This window comes from Actinotalea ferrariae, assembly GCF_019733465.1.
In the GTDB taxonomy this organism is placed as follows: domain Bacteria; phylum Actinomycetota; class Actinomycetes; order Actinomycetales; family Cellulomonadaceae; genus Actinotalea; species Actinotalea ferrariae_A.
In genome coordinates this window covers 1-15,660 of sequence record NZ_JACVQL010000084.1, presented here as the reverse complement: position 1 = coordinate 15,660, position 15,660 = coordinate 1, and the positions used below count along the sequence as shown (strand labels likewise).

At 74.9% G+C, this 15,660-nt stretch carries 14 protein-coding genes; 5 read left to right on the top strand and 9 right to left on the bottom strand.

Translation table 11 applies throughout. The annotated features are described in order from the left end of the window. The 3 genes from ICW40_RS07660 to ku all read right to left on the bottom strand — a co-directional run. On the bottom strand, window positions 1-182 hold a 182-nt coding region (locus ICW40_RS07660), incomplete at its 3' end, for a hypothetical protein (protein ID WP_221653240.1). Window positions 183-352: 170 nt separating this feature from the next. Then, window positions 353-1,405, bottom strand: a complete 1,053-nt coding sequence (locus tag ICW40_RS07655; RefSeq protein ID WP_221653239.1) for a PHP domain-containing protein — start codon at window positions 1,403-1,405, stop codon at window positions 353-355. Between the two features lie 13 nt (window positions 1,406-1,418). After that, window positions 1,419-2,456: a non-homologous end joining protein Ku gene (ku, locus tag ICW40_RS07650; RefSeq protein WP_221653238.1), complete on the bottom strand. Its 1,038-nt coding sequence runs from the start codon at window positions 2,454-2,456 to the stop codon at window positions 1,419-1,421. 133 nt (window positions 2,457-2,589) lie between these two features. Here ku and ICW40_RS07645 point away from each other — a divergent pair, with 133 nt between their 5' ends. Next, window positions 2,590-3,537, top strand: coding sequence for an ATP-dependent DNA ligase (locus tag ICW40_RS07645; RefSeq protein ID WP_260458925.1), 948 nt, complete (start codon window positions 2,590-2,592; stop codon window positions 3,535-3,537). A gap of 117 nt (window positions 3,538-3,654) precedes the next feature. Further along, window positions 3,655-4,545, top strand: a complete 891-nt coding sequence (gene ligD, locus ICW40_RS07640) for a non-homologous end-joining DNA ligase (protein WP_308121696.1) — start codon at window positions 3,655-3,657, stop codon at window positions 4,543-4,545. 194 nt (window positions 4,546-4,739) lie between these two features. Here the strand turns inward: ligD and ICW40_RS07635 are convergent, their stop codons facing one another. Both ICW40_RS07635 and ICW40_RS07630 read right to left on the bottom strand, forming a co-directional pair. Next, complete coding sequence (locus ICW40_RS07635) at window positions 4,740-6,179, bottom strand: HNH endonuclease signature motif containing protein (RefSeq protein ID WP_221653236.1); 1,440 nt, start codon at window positions 6,177-6,179, stop codon at window positions 4,740-4,742. A 381-nt stretch (window positions 6,180-6,560) separates the two neighbouring features. Beyond that, window positions 6,561-7,490: a formylglycine-generating enzyme family protein gene (locus ICW40_RS07630; RefSeq protein ID WP_221653241.1), complete on the bottom strand. Its 930-nt coding sequence runs from the start codon at window positions 7,488-7,490 to the stop codon at window positions 6,561-6,563. Between the two features lie 91 nt (window positions 7,491-7,581). Here ICW40_RS07630 and ICW40_RS07625 point away from each other — a divergent pair, with 91 nt between their 5' ends. After that, the gene (locus ICW40_RS07625; protein ID WP_308121695.1) at window positions 7,582-7,989 is read left to right on the top strand and encodes a CoA-binding protein; all 408 of its coding nucleotides are present in this window, start codon (window positions 7,582-7,584) and stop codon (window positions 7,987-7,989) included. Window positions 7,990-8,151: 162 nt separating this feature from the next. Here ICW40_RS07625 and ICW40_RS07620 read toward each other — a convergent pair whose 3' ends face one another. The 3 genes from ICW40_RS07620 to ICW40_RS07610 all read right to left on the bottom strand — a co-directional run bounded on the left by ICW40_RS07620 (window position 8,152) and on the right by ICW40_RS07610 (window position 12,804). Further along, a complete protein-coding gene (locus ICW40_RS07620; RefSeq protein ID WP_221653234.1) occupies window positions 8,152-8,328 on the bottom strand; it encodes a DUF6498-containing protein in 177 nt (58 codons plus the stop codon). A gap of 71 nt (window positions 8,329-8,399) precedes the next feature. Then, on the bottom strand, window positions 8,400-11,459 hold the full coding sequence (locus tag ICW40_RS07615) for a bifunctional [glutamine synthetase] adenylyltransferase/[glutamine synthetase]-adenylyl-L-tyrosine phosphorylase (RefSeq protein WP_221653233.1): 3,060 nt from the start codon (window positions 11,457-11,459) through the stop codon (window positions 8,400-8,402). Window positions 11,460-11,466: 7 nt separating this feature from the next. Continuing rightward, window positions 11,467-12,804, bottom strand: coding sequence for a glutamine synthetase family protein (locus ICW40_RS07610; RefSeq protein WP_221653232.1), 1,338 nt, complete (start codon window positions 12,802-12,804; stop codon window positions 11,467-11,469). Window positions 12,805-12,894: 90 nt separating this feature from the next. On the opposite strand from ICW40_RS07610, the gene ICW40_RS07605 reads away from it, so the two are divergent. Next, complete coding sequence (locus tag ICW40_RS07605) at window positions 12,895-14,547, top strand: NAD+ synthase (RefSeq protein ID WP_221653231.1); 1,653 nt, start codon at window positions 12,895-12,897, stop codon at window positions 14,545-14,547. Further along, the gene (gene panB / locus ICW40_RS07600; RefSeq protein WP_221653230.1) at window positions 14,540-15,370 is read left to right on the top strand and encodes a 3-methyl-2-oxobutanoate hydroxymethyltransferase; all 831 of its coding nucleotides are present in this window, start codon (window positions 14,540-14,542) and stop codon (window positions 15,368-15,370) included. The genes ICW40_RS07605 and panB overlap by 8 nt, the downstream gene beginning before the upstream one ends. 11 nt (window positions 15,371-15,381) lie before the next feature. Here panB and ICW40_RS07595 read toward each other — a convergent pair. After that, a partial coding sequence (locus tag ICW40_RS07595; RefSeq protein ID WP_221653229.1) for a pentapeptide repeat-containing protein occupies window positions 15,382-15,660 on the bottom strand: 279 nt, incomplete at its 5' end.

The following is a 15,660-nucleotide window of genomic DNA, read 5'->3' as shown; positions in this document are numbered from 1 at the left end:
GGCGCGTCCTCACGGGCGCCAGCCGGCGCGGCGGCTCCGGCGACGTCCCGGCCCAGGGCTACGGCGCCCGGCGCGGACCTCTGCCGCGGCACGTCGCCGGGGCGCGCGACGACGTCGACGTCGTGCTCGTCGTCCTCGAGCAGCACGACGTCGACCATGGTGCCGACCGGCCGCGCTGCCATGCGGGAAAGGCTACGCCGGGCGGTCGGCCCCGGCTGACCAGCGGGGCCCTGTCCGGCGCCTCGCTGGTCACCGGGCCGCAGCGGCACCGGACCGAAGCGCCACCGGCCGGCAGCGGCAGCGGGCCACAGCAGCACGCAGCCACGTCCGGCGAGCCCCGCGTCGCGTCGCGCTACGTCCGGTGGGTCCACTCGAGCAGCCGCTCGACCGGCCACGTCGTCACCACCCGGTCGGCGTCGACCCCGTGCGCCGCGAGCCGGTCGCAGCCGTCGACGAGCCAGTCGAGCTGGCCGGGCGCGTGCGCGTCCGAGTCGATGCTGAAGAGGCAGCCCGCCGCCGCCGCGACCTCGATGAGGTCGTCCGGGGGGTCCTGGCGGTCGGGACGGCTGTTCACCTCGACGGCCACGCCGTGCTCGGCGCACGCGCGGAACACGGCCTGCGGGTCGAACTCGCTCTGCGGGCGCTCCCTGCCGCGCACGCGCCGACCGGTGCAGTGACCGAGCACGTCGGTGCGGGGATTCGTCACGGCGGCGACCATGCGGCGCGTCATCGCGGCGCGCTCCATCCGCAGCTTGGAGTGCACCGAGGCGACGACGACGTCGAGCTCGTGCAGAAGGTCGGGCTCCTGGTCGAGCGAGCCGTCGTCGTGGATGTCGCACTCGATGCCCGTGAGCAGCCGGAACGGCCCGAGGACCTCGTTCATCCGCGCGATGCGCCGCACCTGCCGGCGCAGCCGCTCGGGCGACAGGCCGTTGGCGACGGTCAGCCGCGGCGAGTGGTCGGTGATCGCCAGGTACTCGTGCCCGATCTCGACCGCCGCGAGCACCATGTCCTGGACCGGCGCCCCGCCGTCGCTCGCGTCGGTGTGCGCGTGCAGGTCGCCCCGGACGGCGTCCCGCAGCGCCTGCCCCGCGGGGGTGGCCGCCTGCAGCCGGTCCCCGAGGTCGCGCTCGAGCTCCGCGAGGACGGCGGGCACCTCGCCGCGCGCCGCGGCGGTGATGACGTCGGCCGTCTTGGCGCCGATGCCGGGGAGCTCCTGCCACGTGCCGCCCGTGAGGTGCCGCTCGTAGGTGGCCTCGTCGAGCGCCGCCACGCCGTCCCCCGCCCGCCGGTACGCGCGCGAGCGGTACTCCGCGGCCTGCTGCCGCTCGAGCAGGAACGCGATCCGGTGCAGCGCGGCGACGACGGCGTCGCGCCCCCCAGGAGCGGACCGGCTCGAGGTCACGGAGCGCGGCCCGTCAGGACGCGCGGCGCCGGGTCGTCTTCTTCGCCGGCTCGGCGTCGTCGTCGGCCTTGGTCGTGCGCTTCTTGGCCGGCGCCTTCGCCGCGGGCTTGTCGTCCGACGCCTTCGCCCGGCTCGTGCGCTTGGCCGCGGGCTTGTCGTCCTCGGTGTCCGACGCCGTCGACGAGCGCCGGCCGCGCGATGCCTTCGCCGGGGCCTCGTCCTCGTCCGCCGCGTCGGCCGACGCTGCCGGGGCCGAGCCCCCGCGTGCGCCGCGCGCCTTCTCGACGCTGCGCTGGAGGGCCGAGAGCAGGTCGACGACCTCGCCGCCGTCGCTGGAGTCCTCGTCCTCGGCCGTCGCGACCTTGACGGTCTTGCCGGTCGAGACCTTCGCCTCGATGAGCGACTCGAGCGCGGCCTGGTAGCGGTCCTCGAACGCCGACGGGTCGAAGTCGGCCGCGAGCGACTCGACGAGCGAGCTCGCCATCTGCAGCTCCTGCGGCCGCACCTGGACGTCCGCCTCGAGGATCGGGAAGTCGGCGGCCCGGACCTCGTCGGGCCACAGGAGCGTCTGAAGGCAGATGACGTCGTCGCGCACGCGCAGCACCGCCATCGACTCGCGCTGGCGCAGGGCCACCTTGACGACGGCCATGCGGTCGGTGGTCTTGAGGGCCTCGCGCAGGAGCGCGTACGGCTTGGCAGCCGTCTTCTCGGGCTCGAGGTAGTACGTCTTGCCGAGCATGATCGGGTCCACCTGCTCGGCTGGGACGAACTCCTCCACCGCGATCTCGCGCTCGGTCGCCAGCGGGAGCTCGTCCAGGTCGTCGTCCGTCAGCACGACCATGCGCCCGTCGTCGGTCTCGTAGCCCTTCGCGATGTCCGCGTACGGCACCTCGTCGCCGTCGATGCTGCAGACCTTCTTGTAGCGGATGCGGCCGCCGTCGGCCTTGTGCACCTGGTGCAGCGGGACGCTGTGCTCGCCGGTGGCCGCGTAGAGCTTGACCGGCACGTTGACCAGCCCGAAGGCCACTGCGCCCTTCCAGATCGCTCGCATGCGCCCACCCTCCCATGGCACCGCGTCCGCGGGGTCGGACTCCGGGTGAACCCGCCCGGCGCGTCGCCCCGTGGGCGCGCCGGGTCCGCGTGCCGGTCGGCACCGTCGTGGGCAGGATGGACCCGTGCAGCCCATGCTCGCTACCCGTGCGCCGGATCCTGATCGTCTCCCGCACGGACCCGAGTGGGCGTACGAGGTCAAGTGGGACGGCGTGCGGGTGCTCGCGGACACGCGTGACGGCATGCTGCGGCTGCGCGCGCGGTCCGGTCGCGACGTCACCGTGACGTATCCCGAGCTCGCCGGGCTGGAGCGCGTGCAGGGCGCCGTGCTCGACGGCGAGGTCGTGGTGATGTCGGGCGGCATCCCGTCGTTCGAGGCGCTCGCCGAGCGGATGAACGTGCGCGACAGCTCCCGGGCGATCCGCCTGGCCTCGCGGGTGCCGGCGACCTACATCGTCTTCGACGTGCTCATGCTCTACGGCGTCGATGTGAGCCGGAACCCCTTCAGCGAGCGTCGAGCCACGCTCGAACGGCTCGAGCTGCCCGCGTGCGCCCAGCTCTCCCCGGTGTACCCCGACGGCGACGCGCTGTGGCAGGTCACGCGCGAGCACGGGCTCGAGGGCGTCGTCGCCAAGCGCCTGACGTCGACCTACCAGCCGGGCCGGAGGTCCTCGGACTGGATCAAGGCGGCGCACCGTGCCACCCGGACGGCCGCCGTCGTCGGATGGCGCAGCGAGGGCTACGGGCGCGCCGGGTCCGCGGCGTCGAGCCACCGCCTGGGTGCCGTGCTCCTGGGCGCACGAGACGCCGACGGGCGCTGGCGGTACCTCGGCAAGGCCGGCAGCGGGCTCGCCGGGCGGCGCGGCGCCGACCTGCTCCGCGCGCTCATGGGGCTCGAGCGGGACACGCCCGCCCTGGACGACGACGTCCCGCGCGAGGACGCGCGTGGCGTGACCTGGTGCGAGCCGCGCGTGGGGGTGGACGTGCGCTACCTGCAGCGGATGGTCGGCGGGCGCCTGCGCCAGCCCGTGGTGCTCGCGCTCCGCACGGACGCCGACATCGATCCGTGGGAGACGCCGTGAGCGTCGCTCGGGCCCTCGGCGGTCCGGCGTAGTGGGCCGGCGATCGGGCCGCGACCTGCCGTCCGCGCCCTGTGCGCCTCCCCGCTCCGTGGGAGGCTGCGTGGCGGAGGTGATCATGTGGTGAAGGACGACGCCCAGTGGGTCGACGTCGAGGGCCGCAAGGTCAAGCTGACGCACCTGGACCGCGTGCTGTACCCGTCGACCGGCTTCACCAAGGCCGAGATGATCGGCTACTACACGGCGGTCGCGCCGGCGATCCTGCGCCAGCTCGAGAACCGGCCGGTGACGCGGATCCGGTTCACGACGACGGTCCACGGCGAGAAGTTCTTCGAGAAGAACACGCCGAAGGGCGCGCCCGAGTGGGTGCGGCACCACGTGCTGCCGGCGAGCCCGGGGACCGACGACGAGGGCACGATGCTCGACCTGCCGTTCCTCGAGGACCTGCCGGCGCTGGTCTGGTCGGCCAACCAGGGCGCGGTCGAGCTGCACACCCCGCAGTGGACGGTCGGTCCGCGCGGTGGCGTGCGCGACGCCGACCGGCTCGTCATCGACCTCGACCCCGGGCCGCCCGCAGGGCTCGACGAGTGCGCGCGCGTCGCGCACCTCGTCGCGGACCGGCTCGCCGAGGACGGGCTGACGACGACGTTCCCGGTGACGAGCGGCAGCAAGGGCATGCAGCTGTACGCGCCGCTGCCCAAACTCCGTCCCGCGACGGAGGTGCGCGAGTACGCCCGAGAAGTCGCGTACGAGCTTGCGGGGGCGCACGCGGACCTCGTGCTCGCGAACATGAAGCGCGCCCTCCGGCCGGGCAAGGTGCTCCTCGACTGGAGCCAGAACCACCCGGCCAAGACCACCGTGACGCCCTACTCTCTCCGCGCCAAGGACGAGCCGCGCGTCGCCGCACCGCGCCGCTGGGACGAGGTCGAGCCGGGGATGGTGCAGCTCGGCCCCGACGACGTCGTCCGACGCCTCGAGGAGGACGGCGACCTGCTCGCAGGCGAGGGCTGACGCAGCCGGCGAGGTCTGACGCACGCCGGTCGCCACGCGTCGCCCTCTCCCCGCCCCGGCGCAGGGTCGCCGGGCAACCCCGAGCTCCCGAGGGCGCCGGCCGGTCGCGGAGTCGGGAGCGTGAGGTACGCGGCCACAACCGCTGGCGAGGCCACCGCTCGTGGCGTCGAGGGCGCGTGCGAGCGGCAGTTGCGTCAGAAGGGTGGTGGTGAGTAGAGGTCGATGCTGGTGCCCTCGGGTGGTGGTGGTGGTGCCGGGGGTGGGATCGGTGGGTCGTGGGCCGGTGGGCGGTCGTGGCGTTGGCCGGTGGGTGAGGTCCACCGGGTCGTGCCGTCCTCGCGGCGGGTCGGCGTCCATCCGGCGTGGGTCTTGGCGCGGTGGTGGTGGCGGCACAGCGCGTGCAGGTTGTCGATCCGCGTCTGATGTGGCGCCGCCGCACCCGCCCGCTCGTCGAACGGGTCGATGTGGTCGATGTCGCAGCGGGCCGCGGGGACGCGGCAGCCGGGGAAGGTGCAGGTGCGGTCGCGTGCCACGACCGCGTCACGCAGCCCCTGGGTCGGGGCGTAGCGGCGGGTCGAGCGCGCGATCGGCTCACCGGTCCAGGCGTCGGTGAGCAGGGGTTCCCAGGTCGAGCGGGCCGCGATCCGCCGCACCATCCCCGGCGGGATCGGCCCGTACCCCGCCAACTCCCCCGGCTCGTCCGACAGCCCCAGCAGCGTCGCGGCCGACGCTGTCACGGCCAGGTGGGGGCGGCGGCCCTGGCGCAGGGTCAGCGGGGTCCCGTCGGGATGGACCCCGGCGTCCAACCAGCGGGTCGTCACGTCCACCAGGGCGTCGGCGCGACGCTGATCCAGCGTGCGCTCGTCGCCCGGGGCGGCGTCACCGGCCAGGGCGGTCAGGCTGGTGTGGATCGCGACCGCATCATCGGCCGGCAGGTAGGCGCTGAGCCAGGCCATCGCATCGGGCGCCGGCGTGAGCTCCACGTGCCGCTCGGTGCACGCCCTCTCATGACGCACCCGCGCACCGTCCGGGTCACGCACCAACTCCATCCGCCGCAACCTCGCCCGCAGCTGCGGCGCCGTGCACGACCCCGCCCCCGGCAGCACCGCCTGCGCGACCTGCTGGGCGGCGTCGTCGTCCAGGCGGATCAGCTCGTCGGCCAGGACCATCGCCTTGCGCACGTCCAGCTCGCCGCGGGCCAACGCGTCGGCCGCCGCCGGCACCCGGTCCAAGCTGATCGCCAGGCCCACCTTGGCCTCAGCCACCGCCCGCGTCGTCGACAGGCGGACCGCGATCTCGTCCGCGGCCGACGACCCCGGCGCCCGACGCCGCCCGGCCAGCTCGGCAACCACCCGCGCCTGACCGGCAGCGACCCACGACCCGAGCCGCTCCCACGCACCCGCGGCTTCGACCAGCGCGGCCTCATCCAGGTCCGCCGGCTCCAGGGCGGCCAGCCGCGCCGCGAGCTCGGGCCCGGGACGCGCGTCCTCCAACTCGGCAGCCACCCGGTGGCGCACCGACCACAACCACTGATCCCAGAACTCCGCCACCGCCGCGCCCTCCAGCGGAGCGTCCCCGCGCGCGGCGTCGTCGGACCCGGTGCCAGGGCCGACCTCGTGCGCGGTGGTGGACATATCCGCACACTACGGGCGACCACTGACACGACCGCCGATCACGACTTGGCACCTCGGCCGACCCGCGCGCCTACCCGCGACAGTCGTGACGACTCACTCGCACCCGCCCGACCACGACCGCCCCCGCACGACTGCCTGACGGCTGGGTCCGGATAGCCGCACGCCGGTTCCGTGCGAATCGCCAGGCGGCTGGGTCCGGGTGGCGGCACGCCAGATTCGCACGAGTGCCTGACGGCTGGGCCCGGGCTGACCGCGCGGGATCCCCTCCGACGTCGGCGACCCCGCACACCGCCAGCCACTGCTTCCGCCCCACGCCGGGGCCCTTGTCGACCGCTCGACCCGCGCCCGGGCCGTCGTCAGCCGCGCTTCCGGGCGCGGACCTCAGGCGGACGGCTCGCGCAGCGGGGTCCAGCCGACGGGCAGCGGTCCCCGCACGTCGGCGCGTTCGCGGTCGGCCGCCGCGGACCAGCCCTGTGCGGCGTCGGCCCCGGCGCGGCCGACCGCACCCCTCGCGACCCGGAAGCCGACGTCCTCGATCACCGCGTCGGGGGCGCTGCCGCGGCGCACGGACGCACGGCAGCTCCACGACTCGTCGGCCCAGCCGCCGCCGCGCAGGCTGCGGTAGTCGCCGTAGCGCGCGGTGTCGGCGTGGTCCCAGCACCACTCCCACACGTTGCCGAGCGTGTCGTGCAGCCCGAGGGCGTTGGGGCGCTTGCGTGCCACGGGCTGCGGACCCTCGACGTCGTCCGCGGCGGTCCAGGCGACGTCGGCCAGGTCGCCGTGGGTGGGTCCCGTGGTCCCCGCGCGGCACGCCCACTCCCACTCGGCCTCGGTCGGGAGGCGGTAGCCGTCGGACGCGACGTCCCAGGTGACGCGACGGCCCACGACGTCGTACGCCGGGCGCAGACCCGCCGCGGCGGACGCGGCGTTGCACCACTGGACGGCCTCGAACCAGGTGACGGGGTGTGCGGGTACGCCGGCGTCGTTCTCGGCACCCACCTTGACCACGTGGCCCACCTGGACCACCTCGACCACCTCGACCACCTCGACCACCTCGACCACGGTGCTTACCTCGACCACGGCGCTCACGACCACGGCGCCCGCGCCGTCGCGACGCGGGTGTTCACCGCTCCCGCCGGCACGCACGGCGCCGTGGGCCCCACCCTCGCCGGCACGCGCGGCGCCGTGGGCCTCGATCGCACCGTGCTCCGCCGCGGTCACCGGCGTCACGCCGAGGCGGAACGGCTCGAGGACGACGGTGCGGGACGTGCCCGTCCGGGCGTCGCGCAGCTCGAGCCGACCAGCCGGCACCTGGACCAGCGGCACGACGTCGAGGGGCACGAGGGGAGGCTAGTCCTGCACCTGACCTGCTGCGCCGCCGCGCGTGTGCTTGGCTGGCAGCGTGAACGATCCCGCGGTGATCGACCGCCTGCTGCGCGAGCCGGGGCGCTGGGCCGTCGTCGGCCTGTCCACGAACCGTGCGCGCGCCGCGTACGGCGTCGCGGCGTACGTCCAGGGCCTCGGCCACGAGATCGTGCCCGTCCACCCGCGGGCCGAGACCGTCCACGGCGCCGCCGGCTACGAGCGGCTGACCGACGTGCCGGGGGCCGTCGACGTCGTCGACGTCTTCGTCAACTCCTCGCGTGCCGGGGCCGTCATCGACGACGCGATCGCGATCGGCGCGCGGGCGGTCTGGCTCCAGCTCGGCGTGACCGACCCGGCGGCCGAGGACCGTGCCCGCGCCGCGGGGCTCGACGTCGTCGTCGACACGTGCCCCAAGATCGAGGGCCCGCCCCGCGGACTGCGCTGATGCTCCTGGTCGACCTGCCGAGGTCGATCTGCCGGGGCTGATCTGCGGGAGTGGACCTGCCCTGCTCCATCTGCCCTGACGTCGATCTGCCCTGACGTCGATCTGCGGGATGGGCTCGAGCCACGCGGTCGGTCCGACGTCAGGACCGGTCGGGCACCGGCTTCAGCGCCGCGTCCGCTCCTCCGCCTCACGCCGCGCCCGACGGCGGCTGCTCACCTCGGCGACCACCTGGCCGGCGACGACGAGCACCATCGCGAGCGCCACGGGCCCCCTGCCCTCCACCGCGGAGAACACGCCCACGACGATCGCCGCAAGGATCAGAACGATGCGGAACCACATGCCTCGACCCTAACGGCACCCCGTCCGGCGCCTCGTCCGGACACCCGGGCCGCGTGAGCCGCCACGCCCCGTCAGCCGTAGAACAGCCGCTCGACGACGGCCCGCGCCCGCCGCCCGGTGCGCAGGTACATCTCCTCGAGCTCCGCGCCCGACCCCGGGCCGAACCCCAGCAGCCGGGCGAGCGCGGACAGCGCCCTGCCGTCGTGCGGCAGCACGTCGGCGCCCGCACCCCCGGCGCGACCGCTCCACAGCACGAGCGCGTCCCGCAGCCGCGACGAGAGCAGCCACGCCTCGCGCAGCACCGCGGCGTCGTCCGCCGCGACCAGGCCCTCACCGGCGGCGGCGTCGAGCGCCTCGAGCGTGCGCGGCGTACGCAGACCCTCCACGGCGTGGCCGTGCTGCAGCTGGAGCAGCTGCACGGTCCACTCGACGTCGCTCAGCCCACCGCGGCCCAGCTTGAGGTGCCGGCCGGGGTCGACGCCCCGCGGCAGCCGCTCCGCCTCCATCCGCGCCTTGAGCCGCCGCACCTCGCGCACGGCAGCCGCGTCCGCCCCGCCCGCCGGGAACCGCAGCGGGTCCACGAGCGCCACGAAGCGGTCACCGAGCGCCGCGTCGCCCGCGACGGGGCGCGCACGCAGCAGCGCCTGGCTCTCCCAGGGCGACGACCAGCGCTGGTAGTACTCGCCGTACGACGCGAGCGTCCGCACGAGCGGGCCGTTGCGGCCCTCGGGGCGCAGCCCCGCGTCGACCTCGAGCGCCGGCTCGGGACCCACCTCGCCGAGCAGCGCCCGCACGCGCGCCGCCACGGCCATCGCCTGCGCCTGCGCGCGTCCCTCGTCGACACCCGGCAGCGGGTCGTGGACGAAGAGCACGTCGGCATCCGACCCGTAGCCCAGCTCGCTGCCCCCGAGCCGCCCCATCGCGATGATCGCGTTGCGCGTCAGGACGCCGTCGGGGCCCTCGCGCACCTCGTACTCGGCGATCCGCAGCGCGCCCGCGAGCACGACGTCGGCCGCGGCGGTGAGGGATGCGGTCGCGGAGGTGACCGAGCTGGACCCGAGCACCTCGGCCACCGCGGTGCGCGCCATCTCCCGGCGCCGCAGCGCGCGCAGGAGCGTCGTGGCCACGGCCGACTCGCTCTGGCGCGTCAGCACGGCGTCGGCCTCGGCCTCGAGGCGTGCCCGGTCGCGCGGCGCGAGCTCGGCGTCGTCGTCGAGCCAGGCGACGGACTCGGGCGACCGCGCGAGCGCGTCGGCGACGTACCGCGACGTCGACAGGAGCCGCGCGAGGCGCTGGGCCGCGGCACCGGAGTCGCGCAGCAGCTTGAGGTACCAGTGCGTGGCGCCCAGCTCGTCGGAGAGCCGGCGGAACGCGAGCAGCCCCGCGTCCGGGTCGGTCCCCTCGGCGAACCAGCCGAGCAGCACGGGCAGGAGCTGGCGCTGGATGGCCGCGCGCCGGCTCACGCCCTCGGTCAGCGCGGCGATGTGCCGCAGCGCGCCGGCCGGGTCGCGGTAGCCGATGGCGGCCAGCCGGGCGCGCGCCGCGTCGGGCGCGAGCGTCACGTCCTCGCGCGAGAGGCTCGCGGTCGCGGGCAGCAGCGGGCGGTAGAAGAGCTCCTCGTGCAGGTGCCGCACGTCGCGCCGCACCGAGCGCCAGCGCTCGGTCACCTCGTCGGCGCCGCCCGCGCGCATGCCGATCGACCGCGCGAGGCGGCGCAGGTCCGCCTCCGCCGTCGGCATGAGGTGCGTGCGCCGCAGCCGGTGCAGCTGGATGCGGTGCTCGAGCACACGCAGCAGGCGGTAGCACACGGCCAGGCGCGAGGCGTGGTCGCGGCCCACGTACCCGCCGGCGGCGAGCGCGGACAGCGCGGTCAGCGTGCTCGCGCTGCGGATGCTCTCGTCCGAGCGGCCGTGGACGAGCTGGAGCAGCTGCACGGTGAACTCGACGTCGCGCAGCCCGCCGACGCCCAGCTTGAGCTGGCGGTCCGCCTCCGACGCGGGCACGTGCTGCTCGACCCGGCGCCGCATCGCCTGCGAGTCCTCGACGAAGTTCTCGCGCTCGACGGCCGACCACACGAACGGCGCGATCGCCTCCGTGTAGCGCGCACCCAGCTCGCGGTCCCCGGCGACGACGCGCGCCTTGAGCAGCGCCTGGAACTCCCAGGTCTTGGCCCAGCGCTCGTAGTAGCTCACGTGGCTCTCGACGGTCCGCACGAGCGGCCCGTTCTTGCCCTCGGGCCGCAGCGCCGCGTCGACCGGCCAGAGCGCCGGCTCGCCCGAGGGGCCGCTGCACACCCGGGCGAGCGCCGTCGCGAGCTTCGCCCCCGCGCGCATCGCCTCGTCCTCGGGGCAGCCCTCGGCCGGCTCGGCGACGTGCACGACGTCGACGTCGCTCACGTAGTTGAGCTCGCGCCCGCCGCACTTGCCCATGCCGATCACCGCGAGGCGCACGACGGCGGCCTCGTGCGGGTGCTCGGCCCGCGCGAGGGCCAGGGCTCCCTCGAGCGCGGCCGCCGCGAGGTCGGCGAGCGCCGCAGCGACCGCGGGCAGCAGGGACAGGGGCTCCGCGGTCAGGAGGTCGGTGGCCGCGATGCGCAGCAGCCGCCGCCGGTACGCGCGGCGCAGCGCGTCGACCCCCGCGTCCCCGACGACGGTCGCGACCGGTCCGACGACGCCGGCGTCCGCCAGGTCGGGCGCGCCCACCGCCGCGAGCAGCTCGGCGCGGACCTGGCCGACGTCGGCCCCGATCGGCGACCGCTCCGCGAGCGCTGCGAGGTCTCGCGGGTGCCGGACGAGGTGGTCGGCGAGCGCCGACGACGCCCCGAGCACCGCGAGCAGCCCGTCGCGGTGCGCCGACGGCGTCGCCAGGACGTCGCGCAGGCCGCAGCGCGACGTCTCCCCCGCGGCCCGGCACGCGCCGGAGAGGCGGGTGAGCGCGAGCAGCGCGTCGTCGGGCGACGCGACGTGGGCGAGCGCCTCGAGCAGCGGCGCCGCCTCGTCGATGGTCCCGGTGACCGCGACGAGGTCGGCGTCGTCGAGCAGCGTGCAGGCGCGCTCGGTGTCCGTGAAGCCCAGCCGGGTCAGTCGTGCCCGCAGCGTCCGCCGGCGGCCGTCGGCCGTGGTCTCGCTCACCGCCGCGTCACAGGACCGAGAGGAACCGCTTCAGCTCGAACGGCGTCACCTGCGCCCGGTACGCGTTCCACTCCTCGCGCTTGTTGCGCAGCACGAAGTCGAACACGTGCTCGCCCAGCGTCTCGGCCACGAGCTCAGACTTCTCCATCACGGCGACGGCCTGCTCGAGCGACGACGGGAGCGGCTGGATCCCGAGCGCGCGCCGCTCGGCGTCGGTGAGCTCCCAGACGTCGTCCTCGGCGCCGTCGGGCAGCTCGTACCCCTCCTCGATGCCCTTGAGCCCGGCCGCGAGCAGCACCGCGTACGCGAGGTAGGGGTTCGTGGCCGCGTCGACGCCGCGGTACTCGACCCGGCTCGAGTTGCCCTTGCCCGGCTTGTAGAGCGGCACGCGGACGAGGGCCGACCGGTTGTTGTGGCCCCAGCAGATGTACGACGGCGCCTCGGCGCCACCCCACACGCGCTTGTACGAGTTCACGAACTGGTTGGTGATCGCGGTGATCTCGGCCGCGTGGTGCAGCAGGCCCGCGATGAACTTGCGGGCCGTCGCGGACAGCTCCATGGGCGCGCCCGGCTCGTGGAACGCGTTGCGGTCGCCCTCGAAGAGCGAGAGGTGGGTGTGCATGCCCGAGCCCGGGTGCTCCGCGAGCGGCTTGGGCATGAAGGACGCGAAGATGCCCTGCTCGAGCGCGACCTCCTTGACCACCGTGCGGAAGGTCATGATGTTGTCCGCCGTCGTGAGCGCGTCGGCGTAGCGCAGGTCGATCTCGTTCTGGCCCGGCCCGGCCTCGTGGTGGGAGAACTCCACCGAGATGCCCATGGACTCGAGCATCGTGATCGCGGCCCGGCGGAAGTCGTGGCCCGTGCCGCGCGGGACGTGGTCGAAGTACCCGCCCTGGTCGACGGGCACCAGCGGCTTGTCGTGCTCGGCCGGCGGCTCGAAGAGGTAGAACTCGACCTCGGGGTGCGTGTAGAAGGTGAAGCCCTTCTCGCTCGCCCGGTTGAGCGCCCGCTTGAGGACGTAGCGGGAGTCCGCGAGGGACGGCTGGCCGTCCGGCGTCATGATGTCGCAGAACATCCGGGCGGTGCCGTGCGTGTCACCGCGCCACGGGAGCACCTGGAACGTGGACGGGTCCGGCTTCGCGAGCATGTCCGCCTCGTAGACCCGCGTGAGGCCCTCGATGGCGCTGCCGTCGAACCCGATGCCCTCGGCGAAGGCCGCCTCGAGCTCGGCCGGGGCGACCGCGACCGACTTGAGGATCCCGAGCACGTCGGTGAACCAGAGGCGGATGAAGCGGATGTCCCGCTCCTCGACCGTGCGGAGCACGAACTCCTGCTGCCTGTCCATGGCTGGATCATGCCGTACCCGCCCGCCCGCGCGGCCGCAGGTCCGCGCCTCGGCACGCCGCACCCTGACGTCCTGGCTAGGGTGACGACCATGGGTCTGACCATCGCACTCGCCCAGGTCGACACGTGCGTCGGCGACGTCGACGGCAACGCCCGCAAGGTCCTCGAGTGGACGGCCGACGCCGCCTCGCAGGGCGCGGCGCTCGTCGCCTTCCCCGAGATGACGATCACGGGCTACCCGATCGAGGACCTCGCGCTGCGCGACTCGTTCGCCCGTGCCGCCGACCGCGCCGTCGCACGCCTCGCGAAGGACCTCGTCGACGCCGGTCTCGGCGAGGTCGTCGTCGTGCTCGGGACGCTCGGGCGCAGCCCCCAGGGCCGCGCGACCAACCGGGCTCTCGTCCTGCACCGCGGCGAGGTCGTCGCCCACTACGACAAGCACCACCTGCCGAACTACGGCGTCTTCGACGAGTACCGGATCTTCGTGCCCGGCGACGAGCAGTGCGTCGTCGAGGTCGACGGGCGCCGCGTCGGGATCGTCGTGTGCGAGGACATCTGGCAGGACGGCGGCCCGGTGTCGCTCATGGACGAGGCCGTCGTCGAGCTGCTCCTGGTGATCAACGGGTCACCGTTCGAGGAGGGCAAGGGCCACGTCCGGTCCGAGCTCGCGGCGCGACGCGCCCGGGAGGTCGGCGCGCCGGTCGCTTACGTCAACATGGTCGGCGGCCAGGACGACCTCGTGTTCGACGGCGGCTCGTTCGTCGTGGACCGCGACGGCACCCCGCTCGCGGGCTCGCCGCAGTTCGTCGAGCACCTGCTCGTGTGGGAGCTCCCCGAGGCGGGGACCCGGCCCGAGCCCGGTCTGCTAGCGGCCCCGATGGACCCGGACGCCGAGGTCTACTCGGCCGCCGTCACGGGCCTGCGCGGCTACGTCACCAAGAACGGCTTCCGCTCGGTCGTGCTGGGGCTCTCGGGCGGCATCGACTCCGCGCTCGTGGCCGCCATGGCGGCCGACGCCGTCGGCGGGCAGAACGTCGTGGGCATCTCGATGCCGTCGGGGCACTCGTCGCAGCACTCGCGCGACGACGCCGCGGACCTCGCGAAGCGCATCGGCGCGGACTACCGCGTCCAGCCGATCGGGCCGATGGTCGACGCGTTCCGCGCGGAGATGGAGCTGCCCGGCGTCGCGGGCGAGAACCTGCAGGCCCGCGTGCGCGGCGTCGTCCTCATGGGCGTGTCCAACGTCGAGGGACACCTCGTCCTGGCGACCGGCAACAAGTCCGAGCTCGCCGTGGGCTACTCCACGATCTACGGCGACGCCGTCGGCGGCTACGCACCGCTCAAGGACGTCGACAAGTCGCGCGTCTGGGCGCTCGCGCGCTGGCGCAACCAGGCGGCGCTCGACCAGGGCGACCTCCCGCCGATCCCGGAGAGCTCGATCACGAAGCCGCCGTCGGCCGAGCTCAGCCCCGGTCAGATGGACACCGACTCGCTCCCCCCGTACCACCTGCTCGACGAGGTGCTCGACGCGTACGTCGAGCACGCCGAGGGCCGCGAGGAGCTCCTCGCGCGCGGCTTCGAGGCCGAGGTGGTCGACACGGTGCTCGCCCTCGTGGACCGGGCCGAGTGGAAGCGCAGGCAGTACCCGCCGGGCCCGAAGGTGTCCGCGCTGGCGTTCGGGCGGGACCGCCGCCTCCCCGTCACCTCCCGGTGGCGCGAGCCGAAGGGACCCGTCGATGAGTGACCCGACCGCAGCGCCCACGCCCCCGCGGCGCGTGCGCGTGCACCACCTGCGTGCGGCCAAGGAGCGCGGCGAGCGCATCACGATGCTCACGGCGTACGACGCGCCGACCGCGCAGATCTTCGACGAGGTCGGCACGGACGTGCTGCTCGTCGGGGACTCCCTAGGGGACAACTTCTACGGCCACCCGACGACGATCCCCGTCACGGTCGAGGACATGATCCACCACACGCGTGCCGTCACCGGGGCCGTGCGGCGGGCCCTCGTCGTCGCGGACCTGCCGTTCGGCTCGTACGAGGCGTCGCCCCAGCAGGCGCACGCGACCGCGGTGCGCATGCTCAAGGAGGCCGGCGCGCACGCCGTGAAGTTCGAGGGCGGGCAGCGCGTCGTCGAGCACGTGCGGCTCCTCACCGGCGCGGGCATCCCCGTCATGGGCCACCTCGGCTTCACGCCGCAGTCCGAGAACGTGCTGGGCGGCAAGCGCGTGCAGGGCCGCGGCGAGGGTGCGGCGGAACGGCTGTCGGCCGACGCGCTCGCGCTCCAGGAGGCCGGGGCCTTCGCGATCGTCCTCGAGATGGTCCCCGCGCCGATCGCCGCCCAGGTCACCGAGATCCTGTCGGTGCCCACGATCGGCATCGGCGCCGGCCCGCAGTGCGACGGCCAGGTGCTCGTCTGGCCCGACATGGCGGGCCTCAGCGACTGGTCGCCGAGGTTCGCCAAGCGCTACGGCCGCCTGCGCGAGGCGCTCACCGACGCCACGCGCGCCTACCTCGAGGACGTGCGCTCGGGCGGCTTCCCGGGCGAGGAGCACAGCTTCGCGGAGTGAGGACCCCGCGGTCAGCGTCCTCGAGGGCGGGGGCCGCGACCGACGCGCCGTGCTCGTCCGCCCGGCGCCGGCGGGCTGAGCGGCACCGCGACGTCGGCCCAGTGCGAGGGCGGCTGCAGGTCGAGCGGCGGGCGCGTGCGGGTGTCGCCGCGTGCGGCCGCGAGCTGCATGGGCGTGCAGAAGAACGCGCCCGTGAGGTCGGCGCCGCCCAGGTCCGTGCCCCGCAGGTCCGCGCCCAGGAGGTCCGCGCCGCGCAGGTCGGCGTCGCGCAGGTCGGCACCGACCAGGAG